Consider the following 15,483-nt stretch of genomic DNA (forward strand, 5'->3'; position numbering starts at 1 on the left):
GACGCCGGGCCGTCGGTCCGGGCTCGCCCGCTAGCTCTGGCCGCGCCCGGTCTTCTGCTGCAGGCGGTCGATCTCGGTCGACGCCTGGGCCTTGGTCAGGTCGGCGGGGATCTCCTCGCCGGCCTCGCGGGCGAGCGTGTCCAGGTAGCTGCGCTGGGAGGCGGTCATCGGCTCGTCGCCGGTGACCCACTCCGACGGGTCCTTGCTCGCCGGGTTGGCGTCGTCGTCACGGGCCCCCAGCACCTCGTCGGGTCCGTTGGTGGTGTCGCTGGTGTCGGTCATGCGGCAGACAGTACGCCGCCGGTCCGACACTCCCCACCCCGGCGGGAGGGCCTGAGTCAGCGGCGCAGGATGCTCGGGCGCGGGAGGCCCAGCTCCTCCAGCAGGTCGCCCAGCATCCGGTCGAGCTCGAAGCCCGCCTGCGTGACCTTGTTGTTGCCGAAGCCGCTCAGCACGCTGCTCGGCTGGTCGACGCTGAGCACGGTGCCCCCGCTGCGCGAGGCGTGCAGCTCGACCCGCAGCGGCGTGTACAGCAGCGTCGCCGGGTCGTGCCGGAACATCCGGGCGGCGGTCGCGTAGTCCCCGATCAGGTAGACGGCGCTCGGGATGTCGGCCCCGCCCACGCGCATCACCGGCGTCGGGTGCTCGGTCCAGAACCGGACGAACCGGTGGATGCCCGGCCCGGCGGTCTCGGACGTCAGCCGGCGCCACTCCGCGCCCTCGGAGACGAGCTCGCGCACCCGGGCCGTGTCGAGCGGCGGCACCTCCGCCTCGAAGGCGCGGCGCAGCGTCCCGAAGGCGACCGCGACCTCCAGCTCGATCCGGTTCACCGTCACGGGGATGATGCGTTCGGTCGCGGGGAGGGCCATCCCGCCATTCTCCCTCGCCGGCCTCGGACGCGCCGCCGGGGTCAGCCGAGGCCGGTCACACCGTGCGGCGGGGGCACCTCCGGCAGGTCGGCCGCGGTGCCGTCCTCGCCGAGCCGCGCGAAGTACGCCCGCTCCCGCTCCAGCGTGTCGGTCTCCGGGGCGCCGTAGCGGGTGGGGTCCGGCCGATGGGCGTCCTCCTCCACCGTCAGCAGCCCGTCCGGGTCGCGGGGGTCGCGCACGCCGGTCAGTCGCTCGTCCATCGTCGAGCCGTCGTCGCGCCGCCGCTGACTCTCGTCGCTAATGCCTGCATCCATACCGCCACCATCCCCGCCGTGACCGGGCGGGGCAAGGGGTCGGGACGGTCTGCCCTCGCCCCCGGCTGCCCTGGCCCCGGGCTGCCCTGGTCTCAGGCAGCCCTGGTCTCAGGCCGGCCGGCTCGCGCGCACGGTGTAGCTGAGCGGTGCCACGCCGCTGAGCGCGGCGAGCGCGAACTCGCCGTCCTCGCGCTGCACCATCTGCCCGGGGAGCGCCTCCCACGGGACGCTGTCGTGCTCCTCCAGCAGGTCGATGCGCAGCCCGGCGGCGATCAGCGCCGTGACGATCTCGCCGAGCCCGTGGTTCCACTCGTACGTCCGCGTCGCAGTGAGAGGGCGCGTGGTCTCCACGTAGGTGGAGTCGTCGTCCCACTCGAGCGGCTGCTCCCGCTCGAAGTACGGGAACCGGAGGTGGAGGTCGTCGTCGAGCCGCTCATCCATCGACCAGAGGATGGGATGCCCCTCACGGATGAAGAGGGACCCGCCCGGCGCGAGCAGGTCGGCCACCACGCGCGCCCAGCGGTCCACGCTCGGCAGCCAGCACAGCGCGCCGACGCCAGTGTAGACGAGGTCGAAGGTCCCGGGCTCCAGCACCGACGCTGCGTCGTAGACGTCCGCGACGACGAAGTCGACGTCGTCTCCCGTGTCGGCGACCAGCCGGCGCGCCTCATCGATGGCGTTCGCCGAGAAGTCGAGCCCGGTGACGCGCGCGCCGAGCCGGGCGAGCGAGAGCGTGTCCGTGCCGATGTGGCACTGCAGGTGGGCCGTCCGCAGCCCCGCGACCGGACCGAGACGCGGGAGGTCGAACCGCACCACCCCGGAGATCGCCTCACGGTCCTCGATGTACTGCGAGACCCGGTAGCCGTGCGGCCCCCGGTCGGCGTGCAGCACCGCGCGCTCGTCCCAGTTGGCGCGGTTCGCCTCGGTGAATTCGGACATGACCGTCCCGTCCCTCCGCCCGGGCGGCGCCGAGCCTGTCAGCCTAGCGGAGCGGTCGGCTCCTGCGAAGGGGCGGGAGAGGTCAGCACCCGGCCGCGCGTCCGGCGGCGCACCCGGCGCGGCGCGGCCTCGTCGCCGCGGTCGGCGCGCACGAGCGCGATCCCCCCGAGGATGAGCAGGCCGCCGAACAGCTGGGTCAGGCTGAGCCGCTCGCCGAGCAGCAGCCAGGCGTAGAGGGTGGCGGCGACGACCTCGAGGAGCCCGGTGAAGGACGCGAGCCGCGACCCGAGGATCTCCGTCGCCGTGATGCTGGCCGCGTACGCGATGGCGGTCGCGACCACGCCGACGACAAGCAGCGGAACCCACCAGGCGGTCGGGTTCCCGAACAGCGGCACATCGGCGAAGCTCACCGTCACCGGCAGCAGCCCGGTGGCCCCGACCGCGGCGAGCGCCGCCGCCCCGAGCAGCAGGCCGCCGGAGGCCAGCGCGACCGGAGGCAGCCCGTCGCTCGGGCGCGCCGCGATCACGTAGAACGCCGCACAGCCGACCATCGCGGCGACCGCCAGCAGCAAGCCGAGCGGGTCGATCGCGCCCGCCCCTCCGGGCGACACGACCAGCACGAGACCGGCGACGGCCACCACCGAACCGGCCAGCACCACCAGCCGCGGCGCCTTCCTCGTGCGCGCCCAGACCACCGCGACCAGGAGCACGGGCGCCAGGTACTCGACCAGGATCCCGGTGCTGACGGGGATGCGCTGGATCGCCGCGAAGTAGAGCACCTGCGTCCCGGCGACGCCCACCAGCGCCATCCCGAGCAGCCGCCAGCGCCCGCGCCAGACCGCCGCCCACCGCCCGCGGACCGCGACGAGCGCGAACGGGAGCAGCACCACGCCGCCGATCAGGGCGCGCATCGTGACCGCCGCGACCGGCGACCATCCGCTCTCCAGCAGCGGTTTGATGAACGCTCCCGACATCCCGAACGTCGCAGCCGAGATCACCGCGACGAGGAGGCCGAAGGATGTGGAGCGCCCGTGCTGCATGAGACTCACCTGTCAGGATCGTAAGAGATGATGGTCCTGACGCTAGTCCCGTCGCGAGTAAGGAGTCAACTTGCATTTTGCCCCTGACACGGTGGATGCGCTCGAGTTCGCCGTGCTGCTCTGCAACACCGCGCCGGACGCCTCCCGCAGCGGCGACGACGAGCTCGCGACCCCCGCCGACCTGGTGACGCTGCTCACCGAGAGCCGCTACTCCGGACGCATCGACGGCGACGAGGCGGAGCTCGCCGACGTGCACGAGACGCGCGAGCGCCTGCGACGCACCTGGTCGCTGGACCGCGACGCGGCGGCCCTCGAGGTGAACGCCATGCTCGCCGAGGCGCACGCCCTCCCCTACCTGATGCGCCACGACGGCTTCGACTGGCACCTGCACGCGACGGCCCAGGATGCGCCGCTCGCGGAGCGCATCCGCGTCGAGATCTCCCTCGCCCTGGTCGACGTCATCCGTTCCGGCGAGACCGGCCGCCTGCGCGTCTGCGCGGCCGACGACTGCGCGGGCCTGCTGCTCGACCTCTCCCGCAACGGCTCGAAGCGCTTCTGCAGCGTGCGCTGCGGCAACCGCATGAACATGATCGCGTTCCGCGCCCGCCAGGACCGCGACGCGTAGCGCGCGCCGGCGCGGCGCCGCCGCCTTCCGTCGGAGATTCGCGGCGGTACGTCGGAAATCTGGCCGGAATCCGCGCGAAACTCCCGCCACAGATCGTTGCGTCGGAGATTCGGGACCCGTTCTCCGACGGTAGCCGGCCGGGCGTGTCCAGCCCCGACCGGCCCCCGGCCCCTTAGAAGTCGCGCAGGTTCGCCCGGATCCCGCCGTTGCCGTACTCGGTGCGGAGGATGCCGCGACGGCGCAGCACCGGGACGAGCTCGTCCAGGTAGCGGTGCAGCGTCACCGGGTGCAGGTCGCCCGAGAAGATGAAGCCGTCGTTGTCGGCCTCCTCGCCGATCTCCTCGATGAAGTCGGCGATCTGCTCGGCCGTCCCCACGAATCCCTGACGGTCGGCGATGAGTCCCTTGACGACCTTCGGCGCGATCAGCTCGCGCAGCGTGACGCCCTCGCGGATGCCCTGCTTGCCGAACAGTCCCTTGATGCTGCCCTGCGAGACGTGATCGCCGAAGACCGAGACGTCGAACGGCTCGTCCAGCGAGAGCACGGTGAGGTCGGTCTCGAGGTCGCTCGACTGGCCTGCCAGGGCGCGGTACAGCTCCTCGTCGGTGGGATGCTTCGACGCCTCGACGACGCGTCGCGCCTCCTCGTCGCTCGGGACAACCTCTGGCTTGAACACGAACAGCACCTTGATGGAGTCCGGGTCGCGTCCCGCGGCCACGGCGGCCTCGCGCACCTTCGTGCGGTAGTCGCGGATGCTCTGCGCGTCGAGCGGGGCGAGCGCGAGCTGCACGTCGGAGTGCGTTCCGGCGAACGCGATGCCGCGCGGCGAGCCGCCCGGGGAGACGATCGCCGGGTCGCCCTGCGAGAAGGGCACGGCGTTCAGCGGTCCGGCGAGACGGAAGTACTCCCCCTCGTGCTCGAACCCGCGAATCTTCGATCCGTCCGCGAAGTGCCGCGTCGCCGCATCCTGCACCAGGGCTCCGTCGTCCCAGCTGTGCCACAGTCGGCGGATGACGGTGAGCCACTCCTCGGCGCGGTCGTAGGCGGCGTCGTGCGACAGCGGGGGCAGGCCGAGGTGGCGCGCGCTGCCCACATCCGTCACGACGTTGACGCCCAGGCGGTGATCGCTCAGGTGGTGGAGGGACGCGAACTGACGGGCCGCGACGTACGGCGGGTACGCGCCCGCGTTGATCGTCGGCGCGACGCCGAGGTGGCGCGTGGCGTCGAGGAGGTACGGCGAGAGGATGAGCGGGTCGTGCTTCGGGCCGCCGTACGCCTCGCGGACGCGCAGGTCGATGGTCTCCGGGAAGCCGAGCGAGAGCGCGTCCTCGATGATGACCAGGTCCAGCCCGGCCTGCTCCAGCTCACGAGCCGACTGCTGGTACAGGTCGGGGCGCGTCCAGTCGTAGCCCCACTCCCAGTAGGGGTGGCCCCAGCCCTGGGGGCCGAAGCCGCGGCTGAAGAACCAGCCGAAGTGCTGCAGGCGTGCCATGTGGTCCTACCGTCCTGCGGCGGGGACCGCCGCGTCCGTCGCGAATGCATGGGCCGGGAGGGCGTCCGCCGCATCCCCAGCCGAGGCCCCCGCCGCGCCCTCCGACACCGCCGACCCCGCCGCCACCGCCGCGAGCCCGCGCGCCAGGTCCTCGATCAGGTCGTCCGCATCCTCCAGCCCGATGGACAGCCGCAGCAGGCCGCCGCCGATCCCGAGCTCCTCGCGCACGTCCGCGGTGAGGTGACCGTGGGTGGTGGATGCGGGGTGCAGGATGAGCGACCGCACGTCGCCGATGTGGGTCATCCGGCTGAACAGTTCGACCGCGTCGTAGAACCGCTCGGCCGCTGCCGCGCCGCCGGCCAGCGCGAAGCCGAGCACGGCGCCCTGCCCGCGCGGGAGGTACCGCTGCGCGAGGCCGTACGCCCGGTGCGAGGCGAGCCCCGCGTAGTCGACGCGGACGACCTCGGGCTGCGCCTCCAGCCAGCGGGCGACCGCCAGCGCGGTGTCCGACTGCCGCTGCACGCGCAGCGAGAGGGTCTCGATTCCCTGCTGGATGAGGAACGCGTTCATCGGCGACAGCACGGGACCGAAGAGGGAGGCGACGACCGAGCGCGCGAACGCGGCGTACGCGCCGGCGCCGTGCACGTCGACGTAGCTGCGTCCATCCAGCCACTCGTCCGGTCCGGTCAGGTGACGGAACGGCGACGCGGCCCAGTCGTAGCCGCCCTGGTCGACGACGATGCCGCCGAGCGTCGAACCGTGGCCGCCGAGGTACTTGCTGGCCGAGTGCACGACGATGTCGGCGCCGAAGTCGCCCGGGCGCAGCAGGTAGGGCGTGGCGAGCGTGTTGTCGACGACGAGCGGGAGCCCGTTCTCGTGCGCGACGGTCGCGACGCCCGCGACGTCGAGGATCTCGGTGCCGGGGTTGGCGATGGACTCGCCGAACAGCACCCGGGTGTTGGGGCGGACGCGCCGGCGCCACTCGTCGAGGTCCGTCGGGTCGTCGACGAATTCGATCTCGATGCCGAGGCGCTTGAGGCCGTTCTCGAAGAGGCCGCGGGTGCCGGAGTAGATGCTCTGCGCCGAGAGGATGTGGTCACCGGCCTGCACGAGACCGAGCAGGGCGACGGTCAGCGCCGCCTGGCCGCTGCCGACCGCGATCGCCTCGCGGCCGCGCTCCAGCCCGGCGACCCGGCGCTCGAGGGCGGCGGTCGTCGGGTTGCCCGAGCGGCTGTACGTGTAGCCGGCCTCGTCGCCGCCGAAGCGCCCCTCGGCCTGGGCGAAGCTGTCGAACTCGAACCCCGCGGTCAGATAGATCGGCGTCACGCGGGCGCCGTGAGCGGCGTCGCGGGACTCTCCCGCGTGGACCTGTTGGGTGGTGAACTCCGGCATCCCCCTATGGTGCGGCACCGCCCGGCCGCGCCGTCCTTCTGTTGCGGAAAGCTACGGGAGGGCGGGTGGCCGCTTTCTTCCGCCACCGCGTGCGAAACGGTACAGTGGATGCGATATGCGAACACGGTGTTCGCATAATGAACGACTTACGACGAAGTGAGGCTCCCGTGCAGTTCCACCACCACGGCTACGTTTCCGGCGACCCGCGCATCCACGAGCCCGCCGGCACGGGGATCGACCGGCCCGCCGAGCTCCCCGACGAGGTGGATGTGCTCATCGTCGGATCCGGCCCCGCGGGGATGATCGCAGCGGCGCAGCTGGCGCAGTTCCCCAACGTGGTCACGCGCCTCGTCGAACGTCGCCCTGGGCGTCTCGCCATCGGGCAGGCGGACGGCATCCAGGCCCGCAGCGTCGAGACCTTCCAGGCCTTCGGCTTCGCCGAGCGGATCATCGCCGAGGCGTACCGCATCACCGAGATGGCGTTCTGGAAGCCCGACCCCGCCGACCCCTCCCGCATCGTCCGCACCGCGCGGCCCGTGGACGACCCCACCGGCGTCAGCGAGTTCCCCCACCTCATCGTCAACCAGGCCCGGGTGCTCGACTACTTCGCCGAGGTCGCGGCGAACTCGCCGTCCCGGCTCACGCCCGACTACGGCTTCGAGTTCGTCGGCCTGACGGTCGGGGAGGGCGAGCATCCCGTCGCCGTCACGCTCCGCCGCACGGCCGGGCCGGATGAAGGGTCCGAGCGGGTGGTGCACGCGAAGTACGTCGTCGGCGCCGACGGCGCGCGCAGCCGCGTGCGCGAGGCGATCGGCTGCCACCTCGCCGGCGACCAGGCGAACCACGCCTGGGGCGTCATGGACGCGCTGGCCGTCACCGACTTCCCCGACATCCGGACGAAGTGCTCGATCCAGTCGGAGGCGGGCAACATCCTGCTGATCCCCCGGGAGGGCGGCTACCTGTTCCGGATGTACGTCGACCTCGGCGAGGTGCAGCCGGGCGACAACGGCGCCGTGCGCTCCACCAGCATCGAGCAGATCATCGCGAAGGCGAACGCCATCCTGCACCCGTACACGCTGGACGTCCGGAACGTCGCGTGGCACAGCGTCTACGAGGTCGGCCACCGGCTCACCGACCGGTTCGACGACGTGGAGCCGCACGAGCTGGGCACGCGCACCCCGCGCGTCTTCATCACCGGCGACGCCTGCCACACCCACAGCGCCAAGGCCGGCCAGGGCATGAACGTGTCGATGCAGGACGGCTTCAACATCGGCTGGAAGCTCGGGCACGTGCTCGACGGACGCGCGCCCGAGTCGCTGCTCGCCACCTACTCCGCCGAGCGCCAGGTGGTGGCGAAGGACCTCATCGACTTCGACAAGCAGTGGTCGACGCTGATGGCGAAGAAGCCCGAGGAGTTCGCGAGCCCGTCCGAGCTCGAGGACTTCTACGTGCGCACGGCCGAGTTCCCCGCCGGGTTCATGACGCAGTACGCCCCGTCGTTGATCGTCGGGGAGGCCGCGCACCAGGAGCTGGCGGCCGGCTTCCCGATCGGCAAGCGCTTCAAGTCGGCCCCGGTGGAGCGGGTGTGCGACGGCAACCCGGTGCACCTGGGCCACCACGCCCGCGCGGACGGCCGCTGGCGCATCTACGTCTTCGCCGACGAGGCGGCCGCCGGGCAGCCCTCCGCCGTCGCCGACCTCGCCGAGTGGCTGGCGACCGACCCGGACTCCCCGCTCGCCGCGACACCGGAGGGCGCCGACCCGGACGCCTGGTTCGACGTGAAGGTCGTCTACCAGCAGGACCACACGGCCGTCGACCTCGGCGTCGTGCCGCCGCTGTTCCTGCCGCGGGTGGGACCGTTCGGCCTCATCGACTACGAGAAGGTGTACGCGGCGGACCCCGCCCAGGACATCTTCGCCGAGCGCGGCATCGACCGCCGCGGAGCGATCGTGGTGGTGCGTCCCGACCAGTACGTGGCACACGTCCTGCCGCTGACCGCGACCGCGGAGCTCGCGTCGTTCTTCGCGCCGATCCTGCGCACGGCGGTCAGCGCCTGAGGCGGGGGCTCACCCTCCGACGCTGACGCCCTCGCGGGCGCCGCCGATCCCCGACTTGCCCGAGCTGCCGAAACCGCCCTTCAGCGGCGCCCGCTCGCCGGCCGCGGCGCCGGCGGGGGCGCGCTGCACGACATCCGGTTGAAGGTTGGCGCTCGTCCACGAGAAGCCGCCGTTGCGGACCGGCGCCCAGGATGCGACGCGGCTGCTGTTCCAGATCGACGCGCCCCAGAGGATCGGGCCGATCCAGGGTGCGTGGTAGTGACCGGGATAGGCGGACGAGGACTCGCACAGCGACTCCGGGTCGTCGTCGACCTGGGTCCCCTCGGCGCGCAGCGCGTTCAGCTGCTCCGTCACGTCGGCGATGCAGTCCTCGCGGGTGCGGTACTCGGGGCGCCGGGCGTCGTCCGGCAGCACGTAGTGCGTGCCGTCGGAGGCGACCCGGACGGTCCCCTGCTCGTCCGCGCTGCACCCGGCCAGGAGCAGAGTGGCGGCCGCGAGCGTCGTCACGCCGGCGGCGACGCGGGGGACGCTGCGGTGGGCGGCGGCGATGCCGCGCAGCTCGATGGGACCTCGCTTACGCACGATCGCCGTCCTCCACGCCGGTCTCGATGAAATGGGGGACGAACTCGGCGAGATCTCCGGTGATCGGGCCGCTCGTCTCCCTCAGGTCGATCCCGGCCGGGCTGTCACCGACAACCCAGGACCCGATCACCGCCGTCTTCCCGGGGATGGGCGCGAACGTCGCGCGCTCCTGGAAGACGAACCCCTCGTCACCGTACGGGCCGTCCTCTTCGGCGACGACCGTGCCGTCGACGTCGTGCAGCGACACGTTGGCGCCCTCGCGGCCGAGCCGCGGCTTGCGGACGTAGCGCCGCCCCGCGAGCGCCGCAGGGTCGGCGTACGCGGGCAGGAGATTCGGATGCCCCGGGAAGAGCTCCCACAGCACGACGAGGAGCTGCTTGTTGCTGAGCAGCAGCTTCCACGGCGGCTCGACCCACTGCGTGGTCCCCCCGCTCTGGAGGAGGAAGCCGCCGAACTGCTCGTTGACCATCCACTCCCACGGGTACAGCTTGAAGATGTGGTGGACGGGCTCGCCGTCGGCGTCGAGGAAGACCGCGGCATCCACATCCCACTGCAGGTCCTCGATGAAGACCAGCTTGGGGTCGAAACCGCCGGCCGCGGCGGTCTCCGCCATGTACGCGACCGTCTCGAAGTCCTCGACGATGAGCGTGCCGTCGCCGGAGTCGTGCAGCGACGCGAGGTGCAGGCGCGCGCCGGGGGCGAGTCCCCAGCGCGCGCGGCGGATGTGCTCCCACTGCTCGACCAGCTGCTCGTGCAGCGAGTTGAACTGGTCGGACCCCTCGCCGCGCACCTCGGTCAGCCACTGCCACTGGGCCACCGCGGACTCGACGAGCGACGTGGGGGTGTCGGCGTTGAACTCGAGCAGCGAGACGGTCCCCTGTCCGTCGTAGGCGAGGTCGAACCGGCCGTAGACCGTGGGGTCGTCGGCGTCCCAGGATTCGGCCACCAGGTCGTGGAAACGCGACGGGATGCCGAACTCGGCGAAGCGGCGCGCGCGCACGATGTGCTCCACCGCATCCATGCACCGGTCGAACAGCTCCTGGGTCGCTGCCTCGATCAGCTCGACCTCGGCCATCGAGAAGGCGTACGCGGCCGTCTCGTTCCAGTACGGGCGGCCGCCCTCGGAGGGGAGGTCGTAGAAGGTGAACCCGATCCGGTCCAGTCGCGCCCGCCAGTCCGGCCGGGGTGTCGTCTCCAGACGCCGCATCCGGTCCCCCTCCCGCCGGCCCGACGCTCGGCCACCACAGCGTAACCGAAACGGTGTCGTCGGCGGCGGCGGCCTAGCCTGACGGGGTGACCGCCTTCGCGACCCTCGCCGACGGGGTGCACGCCGCGCGCATCCCGATGCCGGCCGGAGGGCTGCCGTTCAGCCTCGCGTACCTGATCGAGGACGCCCGCGGACGCCTGACGGTCGTCGACCCGGGGTCGCCGACCGCCGAGGCGCAGGCTGCCCTGATGGGGGCGGTGGATGCGCTCGGCCGGCGCCCGGCGGACGTGGCCGCAATCGTACTGACCCACCTGCACGCCGACCACGCGGGCGGGGCCGAGGAGCTTCGGCGGCGGACCGGCGCGCCGGTGCTCCTGCACCGCCGGGAGCAGGAGGCGCTGGACGCGCTCGCGAGCGGTCTGCCCGCACCCGACCTCGACGCGTGGGGTGTCCCGGCCGAGCGGCGGCCCGAGCTGCAGGCGGCCGCCGCGGCGCCGGTCGTGCCGTCGCTGCGCCGCGCGGATGGCCTGCTCGAGGACGGCGACCTGCTCGACGTGCCGGGCCGGCGCCTGCGCGTGCTGCACACTCCCGGTCACACGCCGGGCTCCGTCTGCCTCCACGATGAGGATGCGGGGCTCGTCCTCAGCGGCGACCACGTGCTCCCGACGGTGAACACGGGGCTCGGGCTCGGCGGTCCGAGCGCCTCTAACCCGATCGCGGACTACCTCACGTCGCTGCGCCGGGTCGCCGCACTGGACGGGCCCGGCGTCTGGGTGCTCCCCGGGCACGAGCATCCCTTCACCGGCCTCGCGGACCGCTGCGCGGTGCTGGCCGAGCACCACCTGCGCCGCGCGCGGGAGGTCGCCGCGCATCCCGGCGGCACGGTCTGGGAGGTGGCCGCCTCACTCACCTGGACCGGCGGCTGGGACGCCCTCCGCGGCTTCACCCTGCTGTCCGCCCTCTCGCAGACCGCCCTGCACCGCGACTTCGTCGCCCGCGCGCCCCTCCCTTGACCCGCCCCCGCGCCCGCGCCGCCGGCCCCCACCGTCGAGTACACGAAAAGTGCACGCTTAACCCCCCTANGTGCACTTTTCGTGTACTCGACGGTGGGGGGATGCGCGTCAGCGGAGGTCGGACTCGATCGCGGCGGCGGCCGCGCGCAGGCGGGCTCCGATCGCGGGCGCGTCCACGTCGTTCGTGACGTAGACCACCGCGAGGGCAGCCACCGGCTGGCCGGGCGCACGGACGGGCACCGCGATGGATGCCAGGCCCGCGATCACCTCGTCGTGACTGGTGGCGTATCCGCGGTCGTGCGCGAGCGCGGCTTCGTCGCGCGGGTGCTCGCCCGGCAGCTCGCGCCACTGCGCCTCGGTGAGCGCCGACTGGATGGCGATGCCGGGAGCCCCGGAGGCGAGCGGATGCCGCGTCCCCGGCCGCTGCGCGACGGTGGCGTGCGCGTGCGACGGCTCCACGGTGACCAGCGTGACCACCTCGTGCCGGTCGAGCACCGCCAGGAACGCCGTCATCGACAGCTCGTTCGCGACGGCGGTGAGCTGCGGCAGCGCCGCGGACTGCAGGTCGCGCGACACCGACCGGGCGAGGCTCGCCATCCGGGGCCCGAGTTCGACCGCGCCGGACGCATCCCGCACCACCAGGCCGTGGTCCTCGAGCGTGCGGAGGATGCGGTACGCGATCGAGCGGTGCAGGCCCAAGCCCGCGGCGATGGCCGGGATGCTCATGGGCTCCCCGGCGTCGGCCAGGAGTTCGAGCATCCGGATGCCGCGCGACAGCGTCTGCAGCGGAGGCGTCGCGGCAGGGGCGGAGCGGGCATCGTCGATCGAGGGCACGTGTTCGATTATAGAAACGACCACGCGGCGCCGGGCTGCGGTCAGGCGGAGACCGGCTGCCGCGTGTTCACCACATCCACCCGGGCGTCGATGAACGAGTGCACGCTCTCGTGGATGTGGTACTGCGTGTGCGACAGCCGCACCTCGCGCGCGTGGAGCAGCGCGCGGGCCGCGGCGCGACGGGCGCGCAGCCGGCCGAGCGAGACGGCGGCGCCGACCAGCACGGCGCAGGCGAGCACTGCGGCAGCCGCATCCACGAGGGCCATCCACGCCGGCGCGGCCGCCAGGGCGAGCCCCCAGGCGCCGGCCACGAGGGCGAGCAGCACGCCGCTCGTCCACAGCGTCGTGCGGGCGACGGCCAGGGGATGCGCGGCCAGCAGGGCACGTGCCTCGGCGGTCTCGCGCTCGTGCTGGCGGCGGCGCTCTTTCGCCCAGTGCAGGTCGCGCTCGTGGCGACGGGCAAGGAGTTGAGCCCGGTCGTGGGCAGGGTTGTAGGAGGTGGTGTGCACGATACGTCCTTTGCAGCGTTCGGGTTCTCCCGCGGGGCCGGGTTCGGGTTCGGCGTCCGCGGGGCTACAGGCAGTAACTCGGGTGTGTGACATCGTGAGCATAGCCAGAAAGACCGTTCTGTGGGTCGTTTGGAGGACACGGGTTTGTCCCCCAATTCGGGCGTCACATGCCTGCAATGCGACGCTGTTAGGGTGTGGGCTTCCGAAAGCAGTCCGAAAGGGGCGCGGATGCGTAAACCGGTGCTCGTCGTGGCGCTCGTCGTCGCGGCCCTGATCATCGCGGGCGGTCTGACCCTCGGGCTCACCCGGCCCGCAGCGGCTCCGACTGCGGCCACGGCGTCCGCCCCGGCGCCGACCGCGACGCCGACTCCCGACGCTCCGCGCGCCTTCGCCTCGACGCGCCTGTACCTCGATCCGAACACCGAGGCCGCCGCCGCACGCACGCGGATGGACCAGCAGGGCGACACGGCCTCCGCACTGATCGCCGGCCGGATCGCCGACATCCCGACGGCCGTGTGGCTCGGCGAGTGGTTCCAGGGCGACCGGTTGGTGACCGAATTGCGCAACGACGTGGCGGACGCGCGCGCCCAGCAGGCGACCCCCGTCTTCGTGGCGTACGCCATCCCGAACCGCGACTGCGGGGGCTACTCGAAGGGCGGCCTCGCCCCCGACCAGTACCTGCCGTGGATCCGCACCATCGCCGCGACGCTCGCGGACAGCCACGCCGTCGTCCTGCTCGAGCCCGACTCGCTCGCGATGCTCGCGGACCCCAAGTGCGGCGACTCCGCCTCCGTGCGGCTCCCCCTGCTCAAGGCGTCGGTCGGCATCCTCGAAGCCGCGGGGATCGCCACCTACCTCGACGGCGGCAACGCCCGCTGGCTCTCCCCCAGCGCTCAGGCCGCGTGGCTCGAGAAGGGCGGCGTCGCGGGCGCGCACGGCTTCTTCACCAACGTCTCGAACTTCGACACCACCCAGCGGGAGCGCGACTACGCGGGCAAGCTGTCGTCCAAGATCGGCTGGAAGCACTACGTCATCGACGTCTCGCGCAACGGCAACGGCTGGACCGGCACCTGGTGCAACCCGCCCGGCGCCAAGCTCGGCCAGGACCCGAAGGTGACCGAGGGCGACGGCGGCAAGCTCGACGCCCTGCTCTGGGTGAAGCACCCGGGTGTGAGCGACGGCAGCTGCAACGGCGGACCGGCCGCGGGCGTCTGGTGGCAGGAGGGCGCCGAGGCGCTCGTCCGCGGCGGCAAGGGGTGACGATGGATGGATGCGCGCAGCTCGCCGAGGCCTGCGCCCGCGTCGCAGCGCGCACGTCCGACCCGGCGCAGTTCCTCCGCGAACTGGGTCACGAGGCGGCCGGCGTGCGGCGCGGACCGCGCTGGCCGCTCGACGCCGGACGCGGCGGCTCGAACCGCATCCGCGGGCGCGGCTTCCGCCGCCACGTCGACGACGGCACCGACGGGCAGGCCCGGCACTTCGCGGGCATCGTGGCGGTCGCCGCACGCCTGGGCACGCGCACGACCCGCTGGCTGTCCATCCATGTCGGCCGGGATGCCCCCGAGTCGGCCGACGGCCGGCTCACCGACCACGCCCTCGACTTCGTGCGCGGCCTGCGCTCGGGCGAATTGCAGCCCGCCGACGCCGCCGACTGGGTGCGGTCGACGATCTGCGGTCAGGGCAGCGGCCTCACCAGCCGCTGAGCGCGGCTACCCGCTGGGCGGCAGGTGCTTGCCCCGGTGGATCTCGTAGAGGCTCGCGTGGCCCGGGGAGTCGGGGTCGTCGACGATCGGCTGGTCCGCCATGAAGAGCCGGATGACGTGCGCCAGCTCACCGGGGTGGCTGAAGTTGATCGCGTGCGCGGCGCCCTCGATCCGCACGACCAGCACGTGGTTGTCGGTGGCCGACGCGATCTCCTGCACGCGGTCCGGGTGCGGCAGCAGCGGGTCGCGGTCGCCGAGGACGACGAGGGTCGGGATGTGCAGCTCGAGCAGACGGTCGAGCGACGGGTACGAGGTGAGCGCGCTGAACATCTTGAAGGTGCTGGGCACGCCGAACCGGAGGTAGTCGGGCGTGGCGACCCGCACCATCCGCGGCGGTTCGCGTCCGCCGTCGCGGGTCAGCTGGCCGACGGCACGCCGCAGCGGCCGGTTGTAGGCGCCGCCTGCCGGCGACACCAGGACGGCTCGGTCGATGCGGTCCGGGAAGTGGTGCGCGAACTCGAGGATGACCGGGCACCCCATCGAGTTGCCGACCAGCGTGGCCTTCTCGATGCCCCGATCGTCCAGGAACCGGACGGCGTCCCGCGCCAGGTCCGGGATGTCGAGACCGTTCGGCGACTTCCCGCTGCGGCCGAACCCGGGAAGGTCCGGGACCAGCGTGTGGAACTCCTGGGCGAGCCGCTCTGCGGTCGGCAGCAGGTACCGGCCGGACAGCCCGAACCCGTGAACGTGCATCATCGCCGGCGCATCGGGCGGATCCGGCGATTCCCGGTAGAACACGTCGACGCCGTCGACCACGGTCCAGCGCTCGGCGAGACTCGACGCCGGATGCCGGGGCAGGCGCTTCGGCGCGCTCTTGGTGCTCATGGCGCGATCCTGCTCGGCCGAC

At 72.7% G+C, this 15,483-nt stretch carries 17 protein-coding genes; 5 read left to right on the plus strand and 12 right to left on the minus strand.

The genetic code is table 11. The annotated features are described in order from the left end of the window. Positions 1-30 precede the first annotated feature (30 nt). The 5 genes from ACTJI1_RS12245 to ACTJI1_RS12265 all read right to left on the minus strand — a co-directional run bounded on the left by ACTJI1_RS12245 (position 31) and on the right by ACTJI1_RS12265 (position 3,162). Entirely contained in the window at positions 31-282 is a 252-nt protein-coding gene (locus tag ACTJI1_RS12245; RefSeq protein WP_310133200.1) for a DUF3072 domain-containing protein, read from the minus strand. A gap of 56 nt (positions 283-338) precedes the next feature. Continuing rightward, positions 339-869: a hypothetical protein gene (locus ACTJI1_RS12250; RefSeq protein ID WP_440742875.1), complete on the minus strand. Its 531-nt coding sequence runs from the start codon at positions 867-869 to the stop codon at positions 339-341. Between the two features lie 41 nt (positions 870-910). Further along, positions 911-1,183, minus strand: coding sequence for a hypothetical protein (locus ACTJI1_RS12255; RefSeq protein WP_310133196.1), 273 nt, complete (start codon positions 1,181-1,183; stop codon positions 911-913). Positions 1,184-1,291: 108 nt separating this feature from the next. Then, the gene (locus ACTJI1_RS12260; RefSeq protein ID WP_440742876.1) at positions 1,292-2,122 is read right to left on the minus strand and encodes a class I SAM-dependent methyltransferase; all 831 of its coding nucleotides are present in this window, start codon (positions 2,120-2,122) and stop codon (positions 1,292-1,294) included. A 38-nt stretch (positions 2,123-2,160) separates the two neighbouring features. Then, positions 2,161-3,162 carry an EamA family transporter gene (locus ACTJI1_RS12265; protein ID WP_440743381.1) on the minus strand — a complete coding sequence of 334 codons (1,002 nt, stop codon included), beginning with the start codon at positions 3,160-3,162 and terminating at the stop codon, positions 2,161-2,163. 70 nt (positions 3,163-3,232) lie between these two features. Between ACTJI1_RS12265 and ACTJI1_RS12270 the strand changes: the two genes are divergently transcribed. Then, a complete protein-coding gene (locus tag ACTJI1_RS12270; protein ID WP_440742877.1) occupies positions 3,233-3,787 on the plus strand; it encodes a CGNR zinc finger domain-containing protein in 555 nt (184 codons plus the stop codon). 172 nt (positions 3,788-3,959) lie between these two features. On the opposite strand, the gene ACTJI1_RS12275 is transcribed toward ACTJI1_RS12270, so the two are convergent. Further along, the gene (locus tag ACTJI1_RS12275) at positions 3,960-5,279 is read right to left on the minus strand and encodes an NtaA/DmoA family FMN-dependent monooxygenase (protein WP_440742878.1); all 1,320 of its coding nucleotides are present in this window, start codon (positions 5,277-5,279) and stop codon (positions 3,960-3,962) included. A gap of 6 nt (positions 5,280-5,285) precedes the next feature. Continuing rightward, on the minus strand, positions 5,286-6,671 hold the full coding sequence (locus ACTJI1_RS12280; protein ID WP_440742879.1) for an O-acetylhomoserine aminocarboxypropyltransferase/cysteine synthase family protein: 1,386 nt from the start codon (positions 6,669-6,671) through the stop codon (positions 5,286-5,288). A gap of 167 nt (positions 6,672-6,838) precedes the next feature. On the opposite strand from ACTJI1_RS12280, the gene ACTJI1_RS12285 reads away from it, so the two are divergent. Then, complete coding sequence (locus ACTJI1_RS12285) at positions 6,839-8,728, plus strand: FAD-binding monooxygenase (RefSeq protein WP_440742880.1); 1,890 nt, start codon at positions 6,839-6,841, stop codon at positions 8,726-8,728. 9 nt (positions 8,729-8,737) lie between these two features. On the opposite strand, the gene ACTJI1_RS12290 is transcribed toward ACTJI1_RS12285, so the two are convergent. Both ACTJI1_RS12290 and ACTJI1_RS12295 read right to left on the minus strand, forming a co-directional pair. Beyond that, positions 8,738-9,310: a hypothetical protein gene (locus ACTJI1_RS12290; protein WP_440742881.1), complete on the minus strand. Its 573-nt coding sequence runs from the start codon at positions 9,308-9,310 to the stop codon at positions 8,738-8,740. Further along, positions 9,303-10,517 (minus strand): glutathionylspermidine synthase family protein, encoded by a 1,215-nt coding sequence (locus ACTJI1_RS12295; RefSeq protein ID WP_440742882.1) that lies wholly within the window; start codon positions 10,515-10,517, stop codon positions 9,303-9,305. The genes ACTJI1_RS12290 and ACTJI1_RS12295 overlap by 8 nt, the downstream gene beginning before the upstream one ends. 86 nt (positions 10,518-10,603) lie before the next feature. Between ACTJI1_RS12295 and ACTJI1_RS12300 the strand changes: the two genes are divergently transcribed. After that, positions 10,604-11,530, plus strand: coding sequence for an MBL fold metallo-hydrolase (locus ACTJI1_RS12300; protein ID WP_440742883.1), 927 nt, complete (start codon positions 10,604-10,606; stop codon positions 11,528-11,530). A gap of 108 nt (positions 11,531-11,638) precedes the next feature. Here ACTJI1_RS12300 and ACTJI1_RS12305 read toward each other — a convergent pair whose 3' ends face one another. Continuing rightward, entirely contained in the window at positions 11,639-12,289 is a 651-nt protein-coding gene (locus ACTJI1_RS12305) for an IclR family transcriptional regulator (protein WP_440743382.1), read from the minus strand. Positions 12,290-12,405: 116 nt separating this feature from the next. Continuing rightward, a complete protein-coding gene (locus ACTJI1_RS12310; RefSeq protein ID WP_440742884.1) occupies positions 12,406-12,873 on the minus strand; it encodes a hypothetical protein in 468 nt (155 codons plus the stop codon). A gap of 228 nt (positions 12,874-13,101) precedes the next feature. Between ACTJI1_RS12310 and ACTJI1_RS12315 the strand changes: the two genes are divergently transcribed. After that, positions 13,102-14,133 (plus strand): glycoside hydrolase family 6 protein, encoded by a 1,032-nt coding sequence (locus ACTJI1_RS12315; RefSeq protein WP_310133178.1) that lies wholly within the window; start codon positions 13,102-13,104, stop codon positions 14,131-14,133. 2 nt (positions 14,134-14,135) lie between these two features. Further along, the gene (locus ACTJI1_RS12320) at positions 14,136-14,576 is read left to right on the plus strand and encodes a hypothetical protein (protein WP_440743383.1); all 441 of its coding nucleotides are present in this window, start codon (positions 14,136-14,138) and stop codon (positions 14,574-14,576) included. A gap of 6 nt (positions 14,577-14,582) precedes the next feature. Here ACTJI1_RS12320 and ACTJI1_RS12325 read toward each other — a convergent pair whose 3' ends face one another. Beyond that, positions 14,583-15,461, minus strand: coding sequence for an alpha/beta fold hydrolase (locus tag ACTJI1_RS12325; protein ID WP_310133174.1), 879 nt, complete (start codon positions 15,459-15,461; stop codon positions 14,583-14,585). Positions 15,462-15,483: the final 22 nt, after the last annotated feature.

This window comes from Leifsonia sp. 22587 (assembly GCF_052044215.1).
GTDB lineage: Bacteria > Actinomycetota > Actinomycetes > Actinomycetales > Microbacteriaceae > Leifsonia > Leifsonia shinshuensis_C.

What these genes read in the sequence shown, in the direction of transcription:
- ACTJI1_RS12245 (WP_310133200.1), bottom strand. Translation starts at nt 282, where the DNA reads ATGACCGACACCAGCGACACCACCAACGGACCCGACGAGGTGCTGGGG.
- ACTJI1_RS12250 (WP_440742875.1), bottom strand. Translation starts at nt 869, where the DNA reads ATGGCCCTCCCCGCGACCGAACGCATCATCCCCGTGACGGTGAACCGG.
- ACTJI1_RS12255 (WP_310133196.1), bottom strand. Translation starts at nt 1,183, where the DNA reads ATGGATGCAGGCATTAGCGACGAGAGTCAGCGGCGGCGCGACGACGGC.
- ACTJI1_RS12260 (WP_440742876.1), bottom strand. Translation starts at nt 2,122, where the DNA reads ATGTCCGAATTCACCGAGGCGAACCGCGCCAACTGGGACGAGCGCGCG.
- ACTJI1_RS12265 (WP_440743381.1), bottom strand. Translation starts at nt 3,162, where the DNA reads ATGCAGCACGGGCGCTCCACATCCTTCGGCCTCCTCGTCGCGGTGATC.
- ACTJI1_RS12275 (WP_440742878.1), bottom strand. Translation starts at nt 5,279, where the DNA reads ATGGCACGCCTGCAGCACTTCGGCTGGTTCTTCAGCCGCGGCTTCGGC.
- ACTJI1_RS12280 (WP_440742879.1), bottom strand. Translation starts at nt 6,671, where the DNA reads ATGCCGGAGTTCACCACCCAACAGGTCCACGCGGGAGAGTCCCGCGAC.
- ACTJI1_RS12295 (WP_440742882.1), bottom strand. Translation starts at nt 10,517, where the DNA reads ATGCGGCGTCTGGAGACGACACCCCGGCCGGACTGGCGGGCGCGACTG.
- ACTJI1_RS12305 (WP_440743382.1), bottom strand. Translation starts at nt 12,289, where the DNA reads ATGCTCGAACTCCTGGCCGACGCCGGGGAGCCCATGAGCATCCCGGCC.
- ACTJI1_RS12315 (WP_310133178.1), top strand. Translation starts at nt 13,102, where the DNA reads ATGCGTAAACCGGTGCTCGTCGTGGCGCTCGTCGTCGCGGCCCTGATC.
- ACTJI1_RS12320 (WP_440743383.1), top strand. Translation starts at nt 14,136, where the DNA reads ATGGATGGATGCGCGCAGCTCGCCGAGGCCTGCGCCCGCGTCGCAGCG.
- ACTJI1_RS12325 (WP_310133174.1), bottom strand. Translation starts at nt 15,461, where the DNA reads ATGAGCACCAAGAGCGCGCCGAAGCGCCTGCCCCGGCATCCGGCGTCG.